The sequence below is a fragment of the Chryseobacterium carnipullorum genome (genome assembly GCF_900142785.1).
Lineage (GTDB): Bacteria > Bacteroidota > Bacteroidia > Flavobacteriales > Weeksellaceae > Chryseobacterium > Chryseobacterium carnipullorum.
Genome location: NZ_FRCD01000006.1, coordinates 55,899 through 79,299, shown reverse-complemented (window position 1 = coordinate 79,299; position 23,401 = coordinate 55,899). Strand labels below are relative to the sequence as shown.

The following is a 23,401-nucleotide window of genomic DNA, read 5'->3' as shown; positions in this document are numbered from 1 at the left end:
GGGAGAATGTACAGTGTGGAAATGAAGGAGTTTTTTATAGAATAGAATGAATTTCACACTTCTTTTTCAGAGGAATTTATGATCTGCTGATTCTATTGTCTCAAAAGTAGTATTACTTCTACAAGGGGCACGATTTAATTCTACACAATTTTTTTCAGCAGTACAGGCCTGAAGCTTACTTTTGTACTGCTCTTATGATCAGGAGACTGGTTGTAGAGTATATTTATGTTTAATGATCTCCGCCTCATTTTCTACTTTTTCCGGAATGTTTTTATGAGTAATTTATAAGAGCTTTCCAGGCGGAGATCGTTTTTCAAATAGCCTTCAGAAAGATTTTTCATCAGGATATAGTGATGAAATACAGGTATATATCCGAACCATAAAGAGAGCTGCATCCGTAGTTCTCTTTTTTGCTTAAAATAAATAACAGAAGATCCGGCCAGGCAAGAGGTTAGTCATTCAGAGAAATAATAAAGATGGCAAATTGTTGACAAAATAAAAATCCCACTTTAAAAAAGCAGGATTGAGTATAGATCGTAAGGTTAATATTATTGAGCTAACTGAGCAAAAGGAGTCAATTTGTTGTCATCAGACATTGTTTGTCCTAAAAAGTCTTTTTTCTGATCCCCTTTCATTCTTCCTGCCGCGTCATTGGCATTGAAATAAGCTTCACTTAGTTTTGTAGTAATATCAATCGGTTTAAAATCGAATTTTGTATCACCTTCTACGCCAAGATATCCGTTCTTTCTCGTAAGATTTGAGATATAGTTACCATAGTTGATGAATGTATTTCTCAGGTATTGCGTATGGTATTCCATACATTTTTTAGCTTTTTTGGAAGAATTGTTCAGAATACAGTTCTTCATATTATTTCTGTACAGGAACCATTCAGATTCAAGAATACCATATTCTTTTCCTAAACCAGCCTTTCCGTTGGCAACGATAGTGTTGTCACCCTCTTTATCAGCGATAGCCTGAAGATGCTTGACCACAAGAGGAACCGTATTTTCAATCTTGGTTTTGGTTTCCTTTAAGATACTGAGATCTGCAGCCGGAGAATTTTTCTTTTGAGCCGTAGTCACGTTAAAAATAAGCAGTAATAGTACAATCAGTAAATTATATCTTTTCATGAGAAATTTTTAAAGCACTAAAATAAATATATTTTCTCACTTTAAACAACTTCATTTTAATTTTATTTAATAAATTTTAACAAATCAATAATGTAATTTGTTCATTATTGTATAAATGATGATGAGAAGGTCTTTATTAATACAATTTTTAAATTAAATTACTTGTTTGCACAAACAGGTCAATGTATTTTTTAAAGTTCCTAATTATACTTTTATTGAACGATTCTTTTACAGAAATTTGTGTGGATGTGAACATTTAAAATCTTCTTTATATTTACATTGTATTACCTATAAATCCCTTTCAGTGAAAAATAAAAGTTTGGAAGATCATCTTCGGGTCCTGTTCAATCTCAAAGAACTTCCTCAGGATGAAGAGTGGAGTAGTCTGATTAAAAATGCCCGTTTGCAGTCCTTCAAAAAGAATGAGGTCATTTTAAAAAGTAATCTCAGATACAGCGATGTGCTTTTTGTAACAGAAGGAATATTGGCCTCAGAATTTACAGCAGGAGAAAAAACAGTGATTGGCAGGTTTTTCCGGCCCGGAAATTTATGTACCAATTTTGACAGTTTACTTCACCAGACCGTATCCCGGTACCAGATTGTAAGTATCACATCCTGTACCGTAATTTCAATGACGGCTTCCGATTTCATGGAATATTATAATAACGGAATCAGCCTCGGAAAAATACTCAGAAACATCGTTCTTGAAATCATTGCCGAAGATATATTGATTACTGATGTGAAGCTCTTGTATGGTAAGAATGAAATGATTGAATTCATCCGGACTCATTATCCTGATATTGCCCAAAAAGTACCTTTTAAATACATTGCTCAGTTTTTAGGCATCACTCCCGAATCCTACAGCAGAATCCTGAAGCAAAGTCATCACAAATCTTAGAAAAGCTTAACAAAGGTTAAGTTTTTTAATCGCGATCTCCAGTTACCTTTGATCAGTAATAATTAATCAAAGGTAATATGAGACTGAATAAAGAAGAACAGCGCAACTTGTTTTGGGATATTGACCATTTGTTATCTCCTAAACCGTTAAGACTTGAAGCCGGCATAAAAAGACTGGAAAACGGAATGCTTCAGGTGTCCATGAGAACGGATTTGCATGGATGTAAAAGTAAAATGCTGGACTGGTGGTTTACTTATTTCGAAACCACAGCACATCTGAAATGGTGGCACCCGCATGATCATATTCTCCATAGTGGCTGGGACCACAAATGGTTGAAAAATGAAAATTATATCGGGGCCACTATCCATGCTACCGAAGCATTGGGTGATATTCCGCCTGTACCTGCTACCATCAAATTTCATGATCCTGCGGAAATATTTAATCCGGCTTTGCTGCAACAGGCTTATGTTGAAGAAAATGTGGGGGCAGTTATTTATGCCAGAATTGGTTTTGGAAAAGATACAGTATTGGATAGCAATGGAGATCCTGAAGATGGTTTTATGTTTCATGTAGCCAGGGATACTCCTTTCGGCTGTACGCTGAGAAGTCATTTTTACCTGGGCGCGCTGTCCGCAGATACCGACACGCCGCTGTCGGAGGATATTGGTTTTGGGTTAATGCAACATTGTTATACCGAGTTTACTTATTTATCCCATTTCCTGTCATCTCTGTATTATGCAGAGAACAAAAATGGAGATAAGGCTCCTTTGCCATGGTAATGATCATTTAGGTTTAACCAATAACAAAGTTGAAGGCTGGAAGAGGGAATTGATGAGTTCAGAAAAAATAGGAACCCATACTTTATGCTAACGTTCAATGTGAGCATTACATAATCACTTCGTATTTCCCTCTTTCAACTTTCATTTTAACATGGCTTTCCTGTTCTCAAATTCTATCCGTTTATGAAATTAAAGCCATTAATGCCTGATAATAGTTTTCCAATAAATTTTGATCACCATTAAGGAATAAATAAGGTTCTATCAGTTCAAGTTCCATCAATTGAAATGAATTATTTACGAGTACACCATCCACCCGGGCATACAATGTCGGTTGTGGCAGACTCTTTAAGTAGGATCTTGCCTGTTCTATGTGGAGAGGATCAGGTACTGGATAACTAATCGTTCCGCCGTGATAGTGTTGTACTCTGAAATCGTCTTTCTTAGGTTTCTTTAATGAACAATGACTGTATTGACCATTGAAGAACAAAAACGACCATTCCCCGTTTTTTATTTCTTCTACAAAAGGCTGTACAATATAATCTTCTGATTTCAAGAGCTGGTCAATTTCTTCTTTCCGTTCTTTCAGGTTGTTTTTATTAACCGTTAAGGTATTTTGAGCACCCGCACTCACACAAGGTTTCACCACCAGTTGATCAGTGTCAAACATCCCAAAATATCGGTCGTCAAAAGAAGAACCTTGATCAAGGTATTGCGACTCAATGACAGGAAGTCCTTTTTTGGCAATATCTCTCAGATATTTTTTATCACTGTTCCATTGAATGATTTCTGCAGGGTTTAACACCTTGATATTTAAATTTTCTAAACGATAAAGCCAGTTCAAAAACTCATTTAAATGATTGTGATAGTCCCAGGGAGATTTAATGATTGCCACATGAAAACTGCTCCAGTCCACCTTCTCATCATTCCAAATTGCCGGAACAACATCCAGTCCTTTTTCTGTTAAAAAATGTAAAAGGTCCGCGTCTTCGTCGTTGGTAACCCCTTGGGCAAACTTGTCCTGTTTTTTGTAACCTACTAATGCAATTTTCATTCTTATGTTTTTTAAGTGTATGTATTGAGTCAGTTGACCTGTTTCCACTCCGAAAAGTCAACATTTGTTCTGACATTGAACTTCAATGTATACAAATTTCAGCAAACTTCATCAATGCTTGCAGATACAGTTTGGATTATTTCAACAGATACAGTTATTGAGTCTGAAAATGAAAAATATGGATGCTTTACCTTTTTTTAGTGCAAATTAATCGCATTGTATGAATAATTTGTATCAATTAAACAGGCATTTGACGGAGATGTTAGAAATTTAACATATTTTAATTAAATTTATTGATCTGATTATCAGTTAATTAGTGATATTTCTTATTTATCACTATAAAATTAGTTGTTTAAGTCAGTTTTATGTCTACATTTGTATAACTAATTTCTTAGTGATATAGGATTTAATTACAAATGGAAAGGATATGAAAATTCAGAATTTGACAAAAGCAGAAGAGCAGGTGATGCAGTATTTATGGAAACTTGAAAAAGGATTTCTGAAAGACGTTCTGGATCTTTTTCCCGAACCTAAACCGCATACCAATACCGTTTCTACAATTCTAAAAGTATTAAAGGATAAAGAATTTGTAGACTACCATGTATATGGAAGACAGCATGAGTATTTCCCATTGGTTACCAAAGAACAATATTCCGGGAAAACAATGAAAAGTCTGGTGAAAAATTATTTTAAAGGCTCCTACAAAAGTGCAGTTTCCTTCCTGGTGGAAAAGAATGAAATGACCGTAGAAGACCTTGAAATGCTTCTGAACGAACTCAAAAAGAAAAATTAACAAACCATGGAAACACTACTTCTGTACTTTGGAAAAGTAATATTAAGCTCCGGTGTAATGTTTTTATACTATCAGTTGTCTTTAAAAGACAAGACATTCCATCACTATAACAGATTTTATCTTTTGGGTGCGATGGTGATATCGCTGCTGCTGCCCCTGATCAGGGTAGATGATTTTACGATAGAAGTGAGTAGTGACCTCTACAGGCTTCTAGATAAGATACAGAATTTTAATACAGAAAAAAACATAGACAATGGCCACATTTATTTTAGAATTATTTTTTCAGCTCTGGGACTGGTTTCTCTCTATTTTCTAGGGAAGCTGATGGTAGGGATCTTTAAGATCCAAAAGCTTAAAAAACAGTTTCAGAAAGAAAGTTTTGACGGGATCAATTTTTACCGTACAAACCTGACCGAAGCGCCGTTTTCATACTTTAAAAATCTTTTCTGGAAAAATACCATCACCTTGAATTCTGAGGTAGGAGAACAGATTTTAAAACATGAAATGGTTCACATTCAGCAGAAGCATTCTTTCGATAAGATATTGATTGAGATCATTACCTCTATTTTCTGGTTCAATCCATTTTTTCATATCATAAAAAAAGAGATCAGTCTGATCCACGAATACCTGGCGGATAAAAAAGCCGTTAAACAATCGGACACCAAAGCATTTGCGCAGATGCTTTTAGCAAGCCACTTTTCCGGAACACAGTTGCCTGCCACCAGTCCGTTTTTAAGTTCAAATCTAAAAAAACGACTCAAAATGTTACAAAAACCACAAACCAAATTCGGATATGCGCGAAGAATTTTTGCATTACCGGTTTTATTTTCAGTAGCCTTTGCCTATATGGTCAATGCGAAGAACAAAGAAATTAAAGAAACGAATATAGCGATTGAGGAAGCCGTTTCCCAAATCAAAAAAGACACGATACGAAGCGAGAAAATAGAGCAAAAGGAAGTTGCAGAACCCCAATTTTTAAAAGGATCTTCCAGTGAAAAGAAAATGACAGAACTTGGAAAGAAAATTGAAGAAAAAAGTAAAGTTTTGAAAACCCTGAAACCTGAAAGTAAAGAATTTCAGAGGAATCTTGAAGAGATCAGCGAACTTTCGGGAGAATTGTCAAAAGCAGCCAATTCGGATGATTTTAAAATGGCTTTCAGTTATACCACAGTAGATACGAAAAAGATGAATGACTTTTTCAAATCTGATGAATGGAAAAACAAAACTAAGACTTTAGAAAACCTGGGGATAGAAATTCCGGATTTATCCAATCTGAGTATTCATTTCCCGGACGCTCCAGCTACACCGCCTAACGCTCATGGAGTAAGAGTCCTGCAATTTAATGGTTCAGGGTACCAAAACTGGAGTCCCAAGACAGAAAAAGAAGCCCGAAAAGCTAGAAAAAAAGCTGAAAAAGCCAGAATGGAGGCCATGAAATTAGGCGAAAAAGCCAGAGCCATGGGGGAGGAAGCCAGAATTGCCGGTGAAAAAGCCCGTCTTGAGGGAATGAAAGCTGGTGAAATCGGAAGACTGCAGGGTGAAGTAGCCAGAGTAGCCGGAGAAAAAGCCAGAATAGTAGGAGAGAAAGCCAGAATAGTAGGGGAAAAAGCCCGTATTGAAGGAGAAAAAGCAAGAATAGAAGGCGAAAAAATAAGATTGGAAGTAGCTAGAAAACTTTCTCTGAATGGTGGATCCAACATCTACTTGTATAAAAACACCAATTCAGACAGATCCGGAGGCAAGCCACAAATGATGGAGCTGGAAGCTGATTATATCAAAAGAGATGCTAACGGAACTCTTTCATTAAACGGGGTGAAAAAGCTTAAAATGAATGGGTGGGATGATACTCAGGTCTTTATAGACGGAAAGGAAGTAAGCAAAGGTGAATTTGAGGCCTTAAAACCTGAAAATATTTCAAGCATTACCATTAATAAAGATAATGGATTGAATACCAGGCGAAGTGAAATGAGAATTCAGACAAAGAAATAAGTACCATTAAGCTTTGTCAGTTATCCATTGGCAAAGCTTTTTTTATCATTAATATCAGATTATGAAAATTAAAATTTTGTTCTTTTTACTTCTGGGAATAGCAGCCGGAGCCCAGACCAACAGATTTTTTTATGAATACAAATTCATTCCGGATTCCAATAATAAAGAAGAGGTGAAAAAGGAAATGATGCTTTTGGATATTAACAAAAAAGGGTCTGCTTATTACAGCCACGACAAATTTGTTGCCGATTCCACCTCAAAAGCCGAGCTGGAAAAACAAATCAATTCCGGTAGCGGAAACATCAGTGTCAACAGGAGGGACAGACTAGGACAGGTATCTTATAAAGTTACTAAAGATTATCCTGATTTTAAAACTTATTTTTTTACAACCGTCAGCACAGATAAGTACAAGATAAAAGAAGATAAAAAACCGGAATGGAAAATTCTGCCGGACCAACAGAAGATCGGGGAATACAATGCCCAAAAGGCAGTAACAAGCTATGGAGGAAGAGAATGGACTGCATGGTTCTCAGCAGATCTTCCTTTTCAGGACGGACCCTATAAATTCTATGGTCTTCCCGGGCTGATAGTAAAGATAGAAGATTCAACAGGATCACATATCATGACTTTAGTTGGAAATAAAACGATCCCGAGTCCATCAGAAGAAAAAGAAACCCGGCTTCCGGACAATGTGAGCATATTGGGAATGGGTGGAAAAGAGCTGGAGATCAGCAAAGACCAGTACAAAAAAGTATGGAAAGCCTACGTGAATGATCCCACCAAAAATATGAGAGAAATGATGATGAGAAGCGGAGGAGATTCAAATACCAAAGTCTCATTTAAAATGAAAACTTCAGATGGGAAAGAACTTTCAGATCCTAATCAGGTATTTAAAGAAATGGAGAAGAAAACGAAGGAAGCTCTCCTGAAAAACAACAACCCGATCGAACCGGATATGACGAAGTAGTTTACATAAATTTTTAATAGAGAACAGGATGGTTATTAATGACTATCCTGTTTTTCTTTTTATTGTCTTAATTTTAGAGCTTTAATTTTAATTAGGATGACAGAAAAAGAAAAATGTGCAGCAGGACTTTTATACGATGCCAACTATGACCAAGAGCTGATCAATGAACGTATAGCCTGTAAAGACCTCTGCCTGGAGTACAATCAGCTTAAAAATTCTGATCTTGAAAACAGAAATGCGCTGATTAAAAAGATCATCGGAAAAACAAAAGAAAACATCTGTATTGAACCTTCCTTCTGGTGTGATTACGGATATAATATTGAAACCGGTGAGAATTTTTATGCTAATCATAATCTTACCATTTTAGACTGTGCAAAAGTGAAGTTCGGGGATAATGTTTTTATCGGACCCAATTGCAGTTTTTATACCGCAGGACACCCGCTGGATGCGAAGCAGAGAAACGAAGGTTTGGAATACGCCCATCCCATCACCGTTGGAGATAATGTATGGCTGGGAGGAAATGTCGTGGTTTTGCCCGGAGTTTCCATTGGAAGCAATGCTGTGATAGGAGCTGGAAGTGTGGTTACCAAAGATATTCCTGAGAACAGCGTTGCGGTGGGAAATCCCTGCAAGGTTATTAAAAATATTGATTAGAGACTAACAGACTATTCTCTGAAGGATATAGGGTACAGGATAGCCGTATCCAAAACTGAAAAATCCTTTCAGAAAAAGAAAAAGTGGGGAATTTTGTTTCCCAAAAAGCGACCTGTAACTTTGCCGGCAGAAAATGGAACGCCTGGTTGACAACAGAACTTCCGATTTAGCATGCATCTTTTAAAGTAAAAAAAATCCCGAAACGAAAATTTCGGGATTGTATATCTTAAATAGCCGTTGATGATTAAGCTAATTTCTGAGAATCTGAAATAAACTGAGCCAATCCGCTGTCCGTTAATGGGTGCTTCAATAAACTCAAGATCGGAGGAAGTGGAGACGTAATGACATCTGCTCCGATTTTAGCACAGTCGATGATGTGCATAGAATGACGGATAGAAGCCGCTAAGATCTCAGTATCATACATATAATTGTCGAAAACTAATCTGATCTCCTCGATCAGGTGAAGTCCGTCTGTAGAAATGTCATCTAATCTTCCCAGGAAAGGAGACACATACGTAGCACCAGCTTTAGCGGCTAAAAGAGCCTGTCCCACAGAGAAAATCAAGGTGCAGTTCGTTCTGATCCCTTTATCAGAGAAATATTTTAATGCTTTGATCCCGTCTTTAATCATAGGAATTTTAACCACGATATTAGGATGGATCGCCGCTAATTCTTCACCTTCTTTGATCATTTCTTCGTAAGTCGTAGAAAGCACTTCAGCAGAAATATCTCCGTCTACAAGCTCACAAATCGTTTTATAATGGTTCTTGATCGCCTCACTCCCCTGAATTCCTTCTTTTGCCATTAATGAAGGGTTGGTTGTTACACCATCTAAAATTCCAAGGTCTTTTGCTTCTTTAATTTGCTCTAAATTAGCTGTGTCAATAAAAAATTTCATTTGTTTGATAGATTTATTACTGCAAAGATAACGATTCCCTTTGTGAGTGGAAAATTTTAATTTTGGGATAGAGGATAGAGGATAGAGGATAGATGATAGATGATAGATGATAGATGATAGATGATAGAGGGTAGATAATAGATGAGAGATGAGAGATGAGAGATAAGAGATGAGATAGGTGTGCAGAAAATAGTTCGTAATATCCAGTTTCAAAGTGGAATTCTGCAATCTGCCTCTTTTTCAGCGTAAAATGGTAACTTTGTTATTCATGAAAGACAACAGTTTTACAGCCGTACTGGAAATAATAGGCATTAATCCTTTTGTTTTCGTTCCTGATGAAATCCTGGAAGATATTTTCAAAGCTGCAGGCAAAAACAAAAGTCCTGTATCTGTAAAAGGAACCGTCAATGGAAAGGAATTTAAACAGAACCTGATGAAGTATTTAGGGGAATGGAGATTGTATGTCAACTTGTTGATGCTGAAAAATTCACCCAAAAGAATAGGAGAGACCATTGAGGTTTCTATAGAATATGATGATTCAGATCGAAGCATTTCCATTCATCCGAAACTGGATGAGGCAATTAAATCCAGTCCTGTCGCAGTGAAGAATTTTGAAAACCTTACGCCATCAAGAAAACATGAACTGATCCGCTACATCAATAATCTGAAAACAGAGGCAAGCATAGACAGGAATGTTGAGAAAATCCTCCGTCATCTGCACGGTGAAACAGATTTTTTTGGGAAAAAGATCGATGGAAAATAAATCATTTAATATCAAATTTTCTCAACTTTTAGTCTAAATAAAATATGAAGGCCTCGGAGAGCAGGGAAAAAAAATATCTCTTATCCAGTTAAGCTCAATGATCATGAATAAAGATGAATTAATACAATTGGCAAAAGATATACTGAATGCTATTGGGAAAAACGAGGAAGAAAATGAGGCAATGTTGCAGAGATTTTTAGATAACGTACCAGATCCCAATGCCAGTAACTTATTTTTTTCTCTGGAATACGAAGATCTTGAAGCAGAAGATATCGTTGAAAAAGCATTTTCTTATAAGCCAATTTAAAGTCCCCCTGTGGCATTCTATTTAAAAAACAAATAAAAACAATCCTCTGAACATATTTCGAAGACTTCAGATTTCGAAAATCGGAGGATCTTACTATAACGAAAAAATCCCAATTTAAAGTTAGTATTTTATCTTTTTAAATGCAGTTTTTACTGATTCCTCAAGATCAGAGTAGTATTTCTCTTTTTGTTTGGTTAATTTCTTTTCAAGATTAAAACACTCCTTAATGACAAATAAGACCTCATTCAATGACTGTAATTTAAACAGTGAATAAAAGTCAATTTCTAATGCTTGACTAACCTTAATTAGAAGTTCCCAATTAGAACTGTTTTTATATCTTTCAATTCTTCCAATTGTAGTGCTATTAGAACCTATGAGTAATCCAAGATCTTCTTGAGAGAGTTTTTTCTTGAGTCGTTCAACTCTGATTATACAACCAATCTGTAGACCTAAAGCATAAATTTCTTCATTACTATATTCTTTCATATAGTAAAAATTGAAATATTAAATTATATTATTCGATACAAATTTGTATCGAATAATTGTTTTTTTCATATCTTTGTAAAATAAGCTACAAGAAAGTAGCTTTGTGATACTTCAAAGAAATGTAGAAGCTATTGCTTAGAGTCTCTCCACTGGGAACAGGTAATTTTTAAGGAAACAAGAGGATAAGTAAACAGTTCACGACCTAGGCGTGCGCGCTCTTATCTTTTCTCAGATCTACCAGTACTTCAGTTTAGATAATGTAGAATCCTATGCCGTTTTTATTATCAGGCGGTCCTGCTTTTCTATCATTCTATTTTTCTAAGCTTGCTCACAACCTACAGTATCATGATATAGTACAATAGAGTGTACAATCTATTGCGGCTTTAAAGCTTTCACGGGAACACTAATTTTATACCCATTTATCATTTAAATAAGATTCAGCGGACACTGGTAAGCTGGAAGTTACAGCTATGCTCCATCCAATACAACCAATGAATGATGAAGCGAAACAATCCACATTACAGAATTATTTATTAAAAAAATACAAACGCATGAAAAACAATAGAACAGATTTTGAAACAAGATTTTGGCCGGTTCGCAGAAGGCACTCCGGACTCCGGCTGATGGACACCTTTTTTCAGTTGTATGACCTGGCTGCCTCAAAAAAGAGATTAACCAACATTATGCATTACGCGGTAAAGAGAAATAGTTGGATAAAGGAAGATCCGGCAGTCATTTTTCACTTTCGCCAGTCGATGCAGTCGTTTATTCGTGCAGGCTATCTCTTTACGCTGAAGGAAAAGAAATGGATGGCTACTACTCAGATGGAAAATACCTCTCAATTCGCTCTTGGTTTACTTTCTGAGAAAGAATACCAAAATCCCCTGTTGGTCTTTAAAAAAGCATTCAGAGAATACAGCGTACAGGAATTTGACTATTTTTTGTCTGGGATGGTGTACTTTTCACTGGGCATTTATGATAATGTACCGGAAAGAAATATCGTTAGCCCCTACATTCATCTCACTAAAATGCTTGATGCCGCACACCTCATTCTTGAAAGGAAGGTGAAAAATAAACACAAATCCATTGTATAATTGAAACAATACTTTTAAATAAAACTGCCCCAAAAAGGGTCTGGCTTTTTGGGGCAGTTAAAATTTTTAGACTTTATTTTAAGAGTTTAAAGTTTTGCTAAGTTTTACAGCGTCCTGATTGGTAGGGTCATACTGTATAGATTTGGCAATATGTTCTTTCGCTTTGGCAGGATCACTTTGCTGTTCTGCGAAGGCAACATAGAAATAGGCATAGGCCAGGTTTTTCTTATTTTGCTCAACCTCTTCAGGTTTTACGGTGGCAATATACTTTTCATAAGAAAGTTTTGCATTCGCATCATCTTTAGCCGATTGGTAGGCATATGCCTGGCTGTAATATGATGGAGCCCAGTCCGGTAATAATGCAGATATTTTTTTCCATGTATCAATGGCATTGGTCCAGTCTGAAGCATCCTGATAAGCTGCTGCCAGTTTTGCTAATGCTTCCGTATCCTTTGGATTGGCTTCTATTTGCTTTTTAAGGCCATCTATGGTTGAATTACTTCCTGCCTGAGCAGTTGTAACTGTTGTATTTGCGCTATCTGTCTGAGTAGTCTGTGCGTTGGCAAAACCTGCACTTCCTACAAGTATTAATCCTACAAAAAGATTTTTGATATTAATTTTAGTCATTTTCATAATCTTACATTTTTAAAATTCTATAGTCTAAAGTTCAATTATAATTCCATAAAGACTCAAATTTTAGAAGCTTTAAGCTTTTTTAGAAAATATTAACGGATATCTGTTTTTTTTTAGCTTAATTTTTGATTCGTTGATGTTTGACTTTATCTTTGTCATTCAATTTTTTTTAAATCAATATAATTTTCCTGTATGAATATCATATTAGCATCTACTTCCACGCTTTTTGGCGGGGAATATCTGGAATACTTAAGAGAAGAATTAATACAATTATATAACGGAATTGATGAAATCATTTTCGTGCCTTTCGCCAGACCTGGGGGAATTTCTCATGACGACTATACCGCAAAAGCCCGTTCCTTTTTTGAAGCAATCAATATCAAAGTAAAAGGGCTTCATGAATTTGAAGATAAAGTGGAAGCTTTAAATAATGCCAAAGGATACTTTACTGGAGGTGGAAATACATTTTTATTGGTTAAAACTTTACATGAGGAAGGCTTGATGTCTGTACTCAAAGAAAATGTTGAAACCGGAAAAGCCTATTTGGGATGCAGCGCAGGAAGCAATATCGCGGGTCAGAATATGAAGACTACGAACGATATGCCTATTGTGTATCCGCCAAGTTTCGAATGTATGGGGCTTGTTCCGTTCAATCTTAATCCGCATTATCTTGATCCCAATCCGGATTTGAAACACAACGGCGAAACCAGAGAAACCAGAATCAGAGAATTTCTGACTCAGAATGATATGAAAGTAGTTGGCCTTCGGGAAGGAAACTGGATCAGAAGAATTGGAAATACCATTACTGTAGAAGGCAGCGAGCTGACAAGAATCTTTGAAAAAGATAAGGAACCTTATGAAATAGAGGCGGGAAGTACCCTTTAGTTAACGAAAACAAGCCTTTATTTTTATTATATTTGATCAGGAATTGACATTGGTACACTTCCCGTTTATATCCAATATACTGACTCATCCACATTCTGAATTGGAAACGGTCATGCTGAGTAAAGGCGAAGTGTATTAATGAATTTTAGATCTATAAAAACATGTCAATGAAAAAAACACTTGCAGTTTTTGTACTGTCGGTTCAGATACTGTCTGCCCAGAATATGGCGCAGAAACTGGATAAAGCCACCAAAGATCTTATGGATTCTTCGGGGGCTGTTTCATCAGGTTTATCATTTTATGTTACCGATGAAAACGGCACATTTATTTACGAATATCAGGGAAACAAAGGCCTTTCGACAGCCTCTACGCAGAAGATTTTCACGGCTGGAGCAGCGCTTGAAACTCTGGGAAAAGATTATACTTTTAAAACAACAGCCGGCTATTCCGGAAATCTGTCTTCAGGAATTCTGAACGGAGATCTCATCATCACCTCAAACGGAGATCCCACATTGGGAAGCTGGCGTTATGACGCCTATAAACCCGAAAGTTTCAGGAAGAAGTTCATTGAAGCTCTCAAAAACTCAGGAATTACAAAGATTTCAGGGAATCTGGTGGTCGACGATTCTTATTTTGACCATCAGACTATTCCCGGAGGATGGCCATGGGATGATCTGGGGAATTATTACGGAGCGGGAGTCTGGGGAATCAACTGGAGGGAAAATCAGTTTGATATCAATATTAATGGAACAGAGTTTAAAGGCTTTTCTTATCCTGTTGAAAATCTAAAATGGCTGAACGAGCTCAAAACAGGAGGTAATTCTGATCAAAGCCTTATTTTCACGGCTCCACATTCTGAGGTAGCCTTAATCAACGGAACGCTTCCGGCAGGAAAAACAGTAACGGTTTCCGGTGCTTTGCCCAATCCACCGTTGCAGTTGGGAACTGAAGCTCAGCAATGGCTTAAAGAATCCGGGATTGAAATCTCAGGAAAAGCAGTCACCAGTTCACAGCTTGAATTAGAAGGTAAGCAGGTGCGCGCAACTCCAAAAACTGTAATTCTTACGTACCAGTCGCCGACTCTGGATAAAATTGTCTACTGGTTTCTGAGGAAAAGTGTCAATCTGTACGGAGAGACCTTAATCAAGACCTTAGGAAAAGAAAAGAAAGGGAACTCCAGCTTTAAAAGTGGTGTTTCGTATCTGAAAGATTTCTGGAAATCAAAAGGTATCAACCCGAATATGATCAATTTTGCTGATGGAAGCGGACTTTCTCCTCAAAATTATGTAGCGGCCAAAGCAGAAGTTCAGGCTTTATTGTATGCAAAAAAACAAAGTTGGTTTGATGCCTATTATGATGGTTTTCCTGTTCAGGATAACGGCATGAAGATGAAAAGCGGAACTATGAGAGATACCAAATCTTTTGCAGGATACCACACTGCGAAAGATGGAAAAAAATATGTATTTTCAATCATTATTAATAACTATCAGGGAAGCGGAAGTACAGAACTGCAGAAAATTCTGAATGTCTTAAAATAAATAAACTGAATGAAGAATCGCCCTTTTCTGTCAAGAATAAATAACTGGTTTGTTTTTACCCTGCTTACCGTCATTGTGATAGCACTCATTGTCTCGTCCAATATTCTGATTAAAAGTTTAAGGGAAAAAGAGGCGGAAAGAATTAAAGTATTTGCTACCGCACTGAAAATTTTACAGGACAATCAGCAGAAAAGTTCAGAAACTCAGGAACTGCTTTTTGCCATTCTTACCGAAAATGACCAGATTCCATCGATCTTAACGGATGAAAACAGAAATCCGTTTATTTTTGACGGAAGCTCCAGAAATATTCCCAAAGAAATACTGGATAGTCCTGAAGAACTCAAAAAGCTGATTTCAAAAATGGAAAATAATTATGATCCATTTGAAATTGAAATCTCCAAAGGGGCTAAACAGCTTGTTTTTTATGACAATTCAAAACTGCTGAATAATTTACGTTATTATCCCTATTTTTTAGGACTGTTTATCCTTTCTTATCTCCTTTTTATATTTTGGTTTCTAAGAACCATCAAGAAAACAGATGAAGGTTATCTTTGGGCCGGATTAGCTAAAGAAACGGCTCACCAGATCGGTACCCCGTTATCTTCCATGATTGGTTGGATGGAGATCATGAAACTGGAAACCCCTGAATCTGAAGGCGTCTACGAAATTGAAAAAGACATCGAAAGATTGAGAACGATTTCCGAACGTTTTTCAAAAATAGGATCTGTCCCTGAGCTCAACGATCTGAATTTCAATGAGACGATTGTCCAGAATTATGATTATCTGAAGACCAGGATCTCAAAGAAAATAGATTTCAGTCTTCATCTTCCAACTTACACCGTTTTAGTGCCTCACAATAAAATTCTGATGAGCTGGGTGATAGAAAACTTAGTGAAAAATGCCGTGGATGCTATGAAAGGGATCGGAACCCTGCAAATGTCTGTTTTTGAAAGGAATAAAAATCTTCTGATAGAAGTAAAAGACTCAGGAAGCGGAATGACAAAGCAACAGGCAAGAAACGCCTTTAAACCAGGCTATTCTACCAAAAAAAGAGGTTGGGGATTAGGACTTTCCCTGGCGAGAAGAGTAATTCACGAATACCACAACGGAGATATTAAAATTTCCCAGACAGAAGTTGGAAAGGGAACCACCTTCAGAATAACGATTAAAAAAGCATGAAGATTTCTTTATTCATTGCGGAAAGAGCGAAGCAATCTCACGATTTATAACCTGTACTTTATGTGATTTTAATTCATTATAAAATCAAAAAAGCGGAGAAATTTCTCCGCTTTCGTATTATCTATTAGTTTTCACTATTCACTATTTCTTCCCAGTCAGCCACTGATCCTGCAGTTTTTGTTCTGCCGGGGTTGGATTCGTTTTATATTGCAGACTTTCAATCGTCATTTTATCTAAAACAGCTTTTCCCTTAAGATCTATTTTATCTGTTTTGTCACCATTTTTTCTAAGAATGGTAACCGTAACGTTTTGACCTTCCTTGATTGATTTAGCATAGCTGATAAACTCCTGCATATTCTGAACATTGATTGTTTTTCCGTCCAGAGCAACAATTTCGTCAGTGATTTTAAATCCTATACTTTTTGCAAAAGGGGATAAGGCAGAGCTTTCATCAAATACAAAAGTATTATTCTTATCGTTATAACCGGTTTGATTTGGATCTTTGATGAACCAGAAAAGAGGAGGTGTATCCTTCTTCTTCGCTTCTACGCCTACCATATTCAGGTATTCGGCATAAGGGGTCGGTTGGTTTCCTGCAATATATTTGTTATAGAAATCTTTTACCTGAGGATATCCCGTCACTGTTACCAGTTCGTCAATCAATTTGTCATCTTTGAAAGGTTTATTTTCTCCGAATCTCTGAGACAGTTTTCTGATCATATCACGGTATCCCATTTCCCCATTAGACAGCTTTCTCAGCTCAATATCCAGACACATCGCCAGCAATGTTCCTTTTTCATAAACGTTTCTGTACTGATCTTTGTACTCGTCTTTCAGGATATTTTTGCTCATCACCGTAAACGGCATGGTATCATCATAATTCTTTGAATTGGTGATCTTCTCATTGATTCTTTGAAGGAATTCATCCTTATTGATCAGGCCTTCCTGAATCTGGAAAAGATTGGCAAAATACTCCGTTCCGCCCTCATACATCCAAAGATGCTGAGACATTTTAGGATCTGCATAATCAAAATAGTGGATCTCTTCAGAATGTGTTTTCAAAGGATTCACGGTGTGGAAAAATTCGTGAGAAACCACATCAGTAATGGTTTTGTCAATAGCTTCTTTAGGCATCATTTCAGGAAGTACCACACTGGTTGACTCATGGTGTTCCAAAGCTCCGAAACCTTTAATTTGCGGTCCGTCACCTCCCGAAAGATACAGCATGATCGCATATTTTTTATTGGTATTCATGTCACCAAGAAATTTCTTCTGGGCCAATACCATTTTTTCAAGATTGTCTTTAAAATCGGCAGCTTTGTACTTTCCGGTCGGAGAATAAACGCCTAATACCAGATCCATTCCTCCAGCATTGAAAGTGATATAATCCGGTTTCGTGTACATCAGTGGAGAATCGGTTACCTTAGCATAATTAGCCAGGGTAAAAGTATCGGTAGCATCAGATTTATCCTGATCTACCAAAGCCGTTGTGCCATAAAAGCCAGCAGGTTTCTGAATGATCAGCTGATAAGGAACGTCCTGCATATTGTCAATGTATCCAACGAAACCGTGGGTATTGACCATATAAACTTTCCCTTCCTCAATATCAGTTCCAGACGGAGAAAACACTGCTTTATGCTTTGAATTATCCATTTCATCATCAAAACTGTCATTCACCAGATACGTGATCCTGGTTAAATCTTTAGCATTTTTTAATGAATAGGTATTGTCGTTAACTTTTGTATACGTTAGCTCCCTTCCTTTATTGTCGAAAAATTTGATTCCTTCCACAAATCTTCCGTAGTCATCTACAGAATAGGTCCCCGGAACCGTTTTAGGAAAATGAAATTTAATGTCTCCGGATTTCATTTTCGGAAACTCCATCGTAACGGCTACCTTGTCGTCTTTTACATTCACAAGATCTATTGTAGTCTTTATAGATTGGGCATTGGCCAAAAAAGCGGCGAAAAGACCCAGGGTGATTGCTGTTTTTCTCATTAGGTTTAAATATTATACTTAAATAGTAGTTTTTTTGAACAATTTGTTACGGAAGGGAGTATTAAACTTTTCTTAAAATTTGGAAGATAAAATGATTGATTTAATGATTTTCCAATATAAGAGCGATTCTTTTCAGCTCGCGAAGGGAAATAAAAAAGGCAAATCCGCGGGTAACGAATTTGCCTTTTAGCTTTACTGAACCTTTTTATAATTGATATAATAGTTCTTATTCAACTCCACCGGAGTATTTTTCTTAAGTTTCACGGTCTGCCAGCTTTCCGTAGGATTGATGGTTTGATCGCCATTTATAATGAGAGGAAGTTTCAGATCTTTAATACCATCCGTGTATCGGAATTTTAAAGAATCTCCGTTTTGAGAATATTCAAGGGTAGGAATCTTTACCGTTCTTAAGTACTGATTGAAAATACTTGATAAATCAATTCCTGATTTTGAGGACATATATTCTTCAATCTGTTGGGTGGTAACCGTCTGATGATAAAAATCCTTGTTCAGACCTCTTAAGATCTGTCTGAACTTTTCATCATTGTTAATTACCTGTCTTATCGTGTGAAGCATGCTGGCTCCTTTCGGATACATATCACCGCTGCCTTCGTTTCTTACCCCGTATGTTCCAATGATAGGAATGTCATTCTGAATATTTCCGCGGATTCCCATGGCATAAAGGTCAGCAGACTTTTTATCCATGTATTTTTCTGTAAAAAGCACTTCGGAATACATCGTGAAACTCTCATGAATCCACATATCAGCCTGATCTTTTGCGGTAATATTATTGGCAAACCATTCGTGTCCGCTTTCGTGAATAATGATATAATCCCAATGAAGACCTACACCCGTTCCCGAAAGGTCTGAGCCACGGTAACCATTCGTGTAGCCATTTCCGTACGCAACATTACTTTGGTGCTCCATTCCCAGATACGGAGAATCCACCAGTTTGTAAGAATCTTCATAGAAAGGATAAGGTCCGAACCAGTACTCAAAGGCAGAAAGCATTGGTTTTACCTGTTGAAACTGTTTTTTTGCTTTTTCAAGGTTGTAATCCAGCACCCAGTAATCAAGGTCAAGTTTTCCCTTTTCCCCGTTAAATGTATCTTTAAAATTCACATACTTACCAATATTGGGAATGATGGAGTAGGCGTTAATCGCATTTTTTACCTCCCATGTGTACGTGGTTTTTCCACCTTCCGTTTTTTTATCAGTCAGTCTTCCGTTTCCTACGCCTACAAGGTCGTTCGGAGTAATGATCTTCATCATGATCCCGTTTTCAGGTTCATCGCTCCATATATCTTTTGTAGGTAACCAGATGGAGGCTCCGATTCCTTCATCGGCAACGCTCATCCATGGATTTCCTTTTTCATCTTTAGTGAAGACCCAGCCTCCGTCCCAGGGTGCATTTTTAGCAATAACGGGTGTTCCCGAATAGGTTACATTGATCGTATATTTTTCTCCTTTTTTGAATTTCTTTTTTGCTGTTACGAAGATGAAATCACCATCCTGCTTATAGTTGGCAATCGGAAAATCACCTTCTACTTTATCAGCCTTCATCGGCTTTTGCAGGTCAATTTGGAAAACAGGATCTGCAATGTCTTTCGTAATTTCAAAGCTGATCTTATTATATCCTTTAATACTTTTCTGTTTAAAATCAGGTTCTACAGAAAGGTCATATTTTTTAACATCCCAAAAATTTCTGAAGGAGGTGTTGGAACCTTTCAAAGTATCCTGTTTAGTAAAAACCTTGTCTTTTTCAAAGAACTGTCCGAAGACCAGCCCTGAAGCAAATAAAAGTGTATAGGTCAGCTTTTTCATTTAAAAATCAAATTAAATTCTTTCAAAAATAGAAAAATTAATGGCACAATGCAGCGTTCACTGAAAAAAATATAAAATAGGCGCATGAATGCTACAAGAGAACTCATTATTAGACTATAGCAACAAAAAAGCCCGGTTACAACCGGGCTCAGATAGTATAAAAATAATTGGCTTATTTCTTAATGAATTTCAGTTTTGAAACGTTTCCTTTATCTTCAATCGTAATGACAAATACTCCCGGAGTCAGTTTTGATACTGGGATTTTCTGATTGACAACAGTACCGTTCATTACAGCCTGTCCTGCCATATTGAAAATACTGAACTGTGCTTTAGAAGAAATATTAGTCACATTCAGAACGTCATAAGCTGGATTAGGGTAAATCTGAACTCCGTCATTGTCTTTAACCACATCGCTGGTACCTAAAGCCTGAGGAAGAATTTTTACTGCATAATCTTCAATTTCCCCATATTGGAAATTAGAGCATCCGCTGGTTGGCTGATCTTCATAGGATAATACCACTCTCATTGTTGTATTTGAAGTCCCTGAATAAGCATTTGCCGGTACAGAGAATGTTCCTGAAACAGGGGTGATAGCACTTGGTACGCTGGTATACACTATTTCAGAATCGGAGAAGTTTCCGTCTCTGTTAAAGTCGATCCATGCTGTAACTCCTTCGTTGTACGTACCAGCTGTCCATCCTTTAGTAATGCTTAATGTATTACCGGAAGCTCCCTGAGTAAGGGTGATTAATTTTGCAGGATCTGCAGCATAACTTGTATACGCTGAACCTGCACTTGTATTGGACATCGCAGTTCCTCCTGAAGGAGTTACCGTTACATTTGATATAAATTCATCCGCTGGATTGGCGGTATTGTTGGTACATAGGGTATAGCCTAATGTTGTAAAATTACTTACAGGAGAGAAGGTCCCTGTTGTAGATCCGCAAATATTAGCGATCTGATATTCATACTGTGTACTGTTTTCAAGTCCTGATACAAAAGAAGAGTTGGCGTTCAGTGTTGCAGAAGTCCATGCAGTAGCACCTGCCTTTCTGTATCTCAGCGTGTACTGTCCTCCCTGAAGTGCAGCCCAGTTAATGTTTGCGGAAGACATTGTGATTCCTGAAACCGCTATTCCTGTAGGTTCTGCAATAGAGCAAGCTCCGGCACTGGCACTTACCGAAGCACTTCCTATGGCATAGAATACATTATCGATGGCGCTTACTCTGATCTTCACGGTAGAACCGGTGGCAAGAGAGGAGAATGTAAATGGCTCAGCTCCGTCATTCGGAGTAGAAGGAGTTACTACAGTCCATGTTGCTCCGTTGTCTGTTGTATAATCAATTTTAACATTCTGTACATTATAAGTACTGTTGTTGGTGTTCACAACATCCCAGGTAATAGCTCCGGCCGTATTATTATAAACAGTGGTTGAAGTAACTTTGAATGGTCCGTCATTTCCTATTTCCAGGTTTATTCTTTCACTCTGAGTCTGTTGTTTGGTAATATCAGGATTGTTATCTCTTACCGTTACTTTGAATCTCATTCCTCTTGGAACTGTAGAAACCGTTTCCCATCCTGCAACATTGGAAACAGAACCGTTCAGAACTGTAGTAAGAAGAGGGAAATATCTGGTAGGAGATACCGTAGGCATCAGAGATCTGAAGTTGGCTCCGTTTTTACGGGTTGCACTTACAGGTCCGAAAGTAGTGGTAGCAAGATCATATTGTTCCCAGGTATACGTCATCGGATCATTTTGCGCGTCAGCAGCAGAAGCGGTTAATGCAAATGCAGTTCCTTTTGGTACTGCTTTGTTAGCAAGTGGCTGAATAGTAGGAGGGGTATTATTAGTAATAGTTGTAATGGTTCCACACTCTTTAGAATTCACATACGCCTGTACTTCCTCAATATTTTTGGTATGGAAATAAGCGTCAGAATTCATCTGAACATTGGCATTGGTAATACCGGCATATCCCATAATCGTAGATCCTGATCCAGGTTCCATGTGTGCTCCATGCAAAGCAAGAGACATGGTGTGGGCACCTCCAAACTGATGTCCGATCTCATGGGCTACAAAATCGATATCATAAGTATCTCCAAATGGCTGATCTACAATAAGAGGAGAGGTAATTCCTGCTCCTTTTGAAGTTGCATCATTATTACTTGCAGGGTTGATACAAACATTTCCGACACGGCCTGCGCTTCCTCCTCCTCCTCTGTGGCCGAAGAAATGGCCGATATCATAACCCGCATTTCCTATAGCTGCAGTGATGGTCTGCTGTACCTGAAGATTCCATGCTCCCGGAGCACTGTAGCTGCCATTTGTATTTTGAATTACATTAGAATAAGGATCGGTTGCAGGGTCTGTGAAGATAAGTTGCGGAAGATCCAGAACATTCATGTGGATACCGAAATCTTTTTCGAATACCCCATTTACCCTTGCCATTGTAGCGTTAATACGGACTGCTGCGCCTGCAACACCTCCTGCTAACTGTGTATATTCGGCATTGACAGAGATCGCTAATCTGTAAGTTCTGTATTTTTGATCATTGCTTTTATGAGTATTTCCTGAGTTTAAAACATTTTTAGACTGAAGAAGCTTACTCATTTCCTTTTTCGATTGCTCAGGCTCGAATGTGCTGCATTCAAAAGGATTTCCGCCTTGGGGTTTATTGGATTTTAAAAATACACCATATACATCCTTTTCTTTATTGATAGGCTCAATAAATTCATATTTCCCGGTTACTGCGTCAAATATCATCGACTGGAAATCATTAGGAGCTGTACTGAATCTGATTTGTTTGTGTGGATTATCTACACCAACCCCTGAATAAGCTCCCAGTTCATATCGGTCTGCCATAGATTTCTCTACAACAGGTGAACTGTAAACGTAAAATCTTTCAACTTTTCCATTGGTTGTAGGTAAAGAAATAACCACTGGGCTGCCGCCTTGTCCTGCTTCAGGAGCGTCTTTCAAAAGACCTCTCAAAGCATTCAGGTCTACCTTGTAAGCATACAATACATTCACTTCTTTCCTTATCGGAGCCACTTTTTGGGATACGGGTTCCCATTTCTGTGCCTGAAGGCCAATAAAGCTTGAAGCCAAAGCGCACACAAGAATAATTCTCTTTTTCATAATATAATTTATTTCGTAAAAGCAAATATAAAATAAATTAATATTAATACAATCCTCATTTTGTTATTAAATAGAAAATTATATTATATTTTTTGATGAAAAAGAGAGGTGTTTAGGTGTTTTATAGTGGTTTTTTAGTATTTTTTATTGATTGCGTTTTTGTAAGTGAAATTCTTATTATATAAGATGATGTTTTTACAGAATTAGGATCCATGAGTTTTCCCAAAGATTAATGGAATGCGATTCAAAAATAGAATATTTATCTGCCAAGCTCATAGAATTACCGCGTCAAACAGATTTTTACTTGACTTCAAACCAATCTTTATCCATAAGTATTAAAGAAAGATCACACAATAGAAAGGTATTAACAGAGAGAAATATCGTAAAAACGGAAGTGAA

20 protein-coding genes are annotated in these 23,401 nt (G+C 37.2%); 12 read left to right on the top strand and 8 right to left on the bottom strand.

Annotation, left to right across the window (positions count from 1 at the left end; translation table 11 throughout):
- Positions 1–548: 548 nt before the first annotated feature.
- Complete coding sequence (locus BUC06_RS08270) at positions 549–1,130, bottom strand: hypothetical protein (RefSeq protein ID WP_073332375.1); 582 nt, start codon at positions 1,128–1,130, stop codon at positions 549–551.
- 304 nt (positions 1,131–1,434) lie between these two features.
- Between BUC06_RS08270 and BUC06_RS08265 the strand changes: the two genes are divergently transcribed.
- Entirely contained in the window at positions 1,435–2,028 is a 594-nt protein-coding gene (locus tag BUC06_RS08265; RefSeq protein ID WP_167367407.1) for a Crp/Fnr family transcriptional regulator, read from the top strand.
- 77 nt (positions 2,029–2,105) lie between these two features.
- Positions 2,106–2,807, top strand: a complete 702-nt coding sequence (locus tag BUC06_RS08260; protein ID WP_073332369.1) for a DAPG hydrolase family protein — start codon at positions 2,106–2,108, stop codon at positions 2,805–2,807.
- Between the two features lie 181 nt (positions 2,808–2,988).
- On the opposite strand, the gene BUC06_RS08255 is transcribed toward BUC06_RS08260, so the two are convergent.
- Positions 2,989–3,858, bottom strand: coding sequence for an ATP-grasp domain-containing protein (locus tag BUC06_RS08255; RefSeq protein WP_073332367.1), 870 nt, complete (start codon positions 3,856–3,858; stop codon positions 2,989–2,991).
- A 427-nt stretch (positions 3,859–4,285) separates the two neighbouring features.
- Between BUC06_RS08255 and BUC06_RS08250 the strand changes: the two genes are divergently transcribed.
- The 4 genes from BUC06_RS08250 to BUC06_RS08235 all read left to right on the top strand — a co-directional run bounded on the left by BUC06_RS08250 (position 4,286) and on the right by BUC06_RS08235 (position 8,261).
- Positions 4,286–4,651, top strand: a complete 366-nt coding sequence (locus BUC06_RS08250; protein ID WP_073332364.1) for a BlaI/MecI/CopY family transcriptional regulator — start codon at positions 4,286–4,288, stop codon at positions 4,649–4,651.
- A 6-nt stretch (positions 4,652–4,657) separates the two neighbouring features.
- Positions 4,658–6,640, top strand: a complete 1,983-nt coding sequence (locus BUC06_RS08245) for a M56 family metallopeptidase (protein ID WP_073332361.1) — start codon at positions 4,658–4,660, stop codon at positions 6,638–6,640.
- Between the two features lie 61 nt (positions 6,641–6,701).
- Positions 6,702–7,607 carry a GLPGLI family protein gene (locus tag BUC06_RS08240; protein ID WP_073332359.1) on the top strand — a complete coding sequence of 302 codons (906 nt, stop codon included), beginning with the start codon at positions 6,702–6,704 and terminating at the stop codon, positions 7,605–7,607.
- Positions 7,608–7,703: 96 nt separating this feature from the next.
- Complete coding sequence (locus tag BUC06_RS08235; RefSeq protein WP_073332356.1) at positions 7,704–8,261, top strand: sugar O-acetyltransferase; 558 nt, start codon at positions 7,704–7,706, stop codon at positions 8,259–8,261.
- Between the two features lie 244 nt (positions 8,262–8,505).
- Here BUC06_RS08235 and fsa read toward each other — a convergent pair whose 3' ends face one another.
- Positions 8,506–9,159, bottom strand: a complete 654-nt coding sequence (gene fsa / locus BUC06_RS08230) for a fructose-6-phosphate aldolase (RefSeq protein WP_073332353.1) — start codon at positions 9,157–9,159, stop codon at positions 8,506–8,508.
- A 268-nt stretch (positions 9,160–9,427) separates the two neighbouring features.
- Here fsa and BUC06_RS08225 point away from each other — a divergent pair, with 268 nt between their 5' ends.
- Together BUC06_RS08225 and BUC06_RS08220 are read left to right on the top strand one after the other, a co-directional pair.
- Entirely contained in the window at positions 9,428–9,922 is a 495-nt protein-coding gene (locus BUC06_RS08225) for a YdeI/OmpD-associated family protein (protein WP_083564027.1), read from the top strand.
- A gap of 103 nt (positions 9,923–10,025) precedes the next feature.
- Positions 10,026–10,229, top strand: a complete 204-nt coding sequence (locus tag BUC06_RS08220) for a colicin immunity protein (protein ID WP_123880431.1) — start codon at positions 10,026–10,028, stop codon at positions 10,227–10,229.
- Positions 10,230–10,349: 120 nt separating this feature from the next.
- On the opposite strand, the gene BUC06_RS08215 is transcribed toward BUC06_RS08220, so the two are convergent.
- Positions 10,350–10,715, bottom strand: a complete 366-nt coding sequence (locus tag BUC06_RS08215) for a helix-turn-helix transcriptional regulator (protein ID WP_073332350.1) — start codon at positions 10,713–10,715, stop codon at positions 10,350–10,352.
- Between the two features lie 551 nt (positions 10,716–11,266).
- On the opposite strand from BUC06_RS08215, the gene BUC06_RS08210 reads away from it, so the two are divergent.
- Positions 11,267–11,809, top strand: coding sequence for a hypothetical protein (locus BUC06_RS08210; RefSeq protein ID WP_073332347.1), 543 nt, complete (start codon positions 11,267–11,269; stop codon positions 11,807–11,809).
- Between the two features lie 78 nt (positions 11,810–11,887).
- Here BUC06_RS08210 and BUC06_RS08205 read toward each other — a convergent pair whose 3' ends face one another.
- A complete protein-coding gene (locus tag BUC06_RS08205; protein ID WP_073332344.1) occupies positions 11,888–12,442 on the bottom strand; it encodes a tetratricopeptide repeat protein in 555 nt (184 codons plus the stop codon).
- 192 nt (positions 12,443–12,634) lie between these two features.
- Between BUC06_RS08205 and pepE the strand changes: the two genes are divergently transcribed.
- The 3 genes from pepE to BUC06_RS08190 all read left to right on the top strand — a co-directional run bounded on the left by pepE (position 12,635) and on the right by BUC06_RS08190 (position 16,044).
- The gene (pepE, locus tag BUC06_RS08200; RefSeq protein ID WP_073332341.1) at positions 12,635–13,327 is read left to right on the top strand and encodes a dipeptidase PepE; all 693 of its coding nucleotides are present in this window, start codon (positions 12,635–12,637) and stop codon (positions 13,325–13,327) included.
- A 167-nt stretch (positions 13,328–13,494) separates the two neighbouring features.
- Complete coding sequence (gene dacB / locus BUC06_RS08195) at positions 13,495–14,865, top strand: D-alanyl-D-alanine carboxypeptidase/D-alanyl-D-alanine endopeptidase (protein ID WP_073332338.1); 1,371 nt, start codon at positions 13,495–13,497, stop codon at positions 14,863–14,865.
- A 9-nt stretch (positions 14,866–14,874) separates the two neighbouring features.
- Positions 14,875–16,044, top strand: coding sequence for a sensor histidine kinase (locus BUC06_RS08190; protein ID WP_073332334.1), 1,170 nt, complete (start codon positions 14,875–14,877; stop codon positions 16,042–16,044).
- A gap of 141 nt (positions 16,045–16,185) precedes the next feature.
- Here BUC06_RS08190 and BUC06_RS08185 read toward each other — a convergent pair whose 3' ends face one another.
- The 3 genes from BUC06_RS08185 to BUC06_RS08175 all read right to left on the bottom strand — a co-directional run bounded on the left by BUC06_RS08185 (position 16,186) and on the right by BUC06_RS08175 (position 23,002).
- Positions 16,186–18,042 carry a M61 family metallopeptidase gene (locus BUC06_RS08185; RefSeq protein WP_073332329.1) on the bottom strand — a complete coding sequence of 619 codons (1,857 nt, stop codon included), beginning with the start codon at positions 18,040–18,042 and terminating at the stop codon, positions 16,186–16,188.
- Positions 18,043–18,234: 192 nt separating this feature from the next.
- The gene (locus BUC06_RS08180) at positions 18,235–19,866 is read right to left on the bottom strand and encodes a M1 family metallopeptidase (protein WP_073332325.1); all 1,632 of its coding nucleotides are present in this window, start codon (positions 19,864–19,866) and stop codon (positions 18,235–18,237) included.
- Positions 19,867–20,038: 172 nt separating this feature from the next.
- Positions 20,039–23,002: a reprolysin-like metallopeptidase gene (locus tag BUC06_RS08175; RefSeq protein ID WP_073332322.1), complete on the bottom strand. Its 2,964-nt coding sequence runs from the start codon at positions 23,000–23,002 to the stop codon at positions 20,039–20,041.
- Between the last annotated feature and the right edge of the window lie 399 nt (positions 23,003–23,401).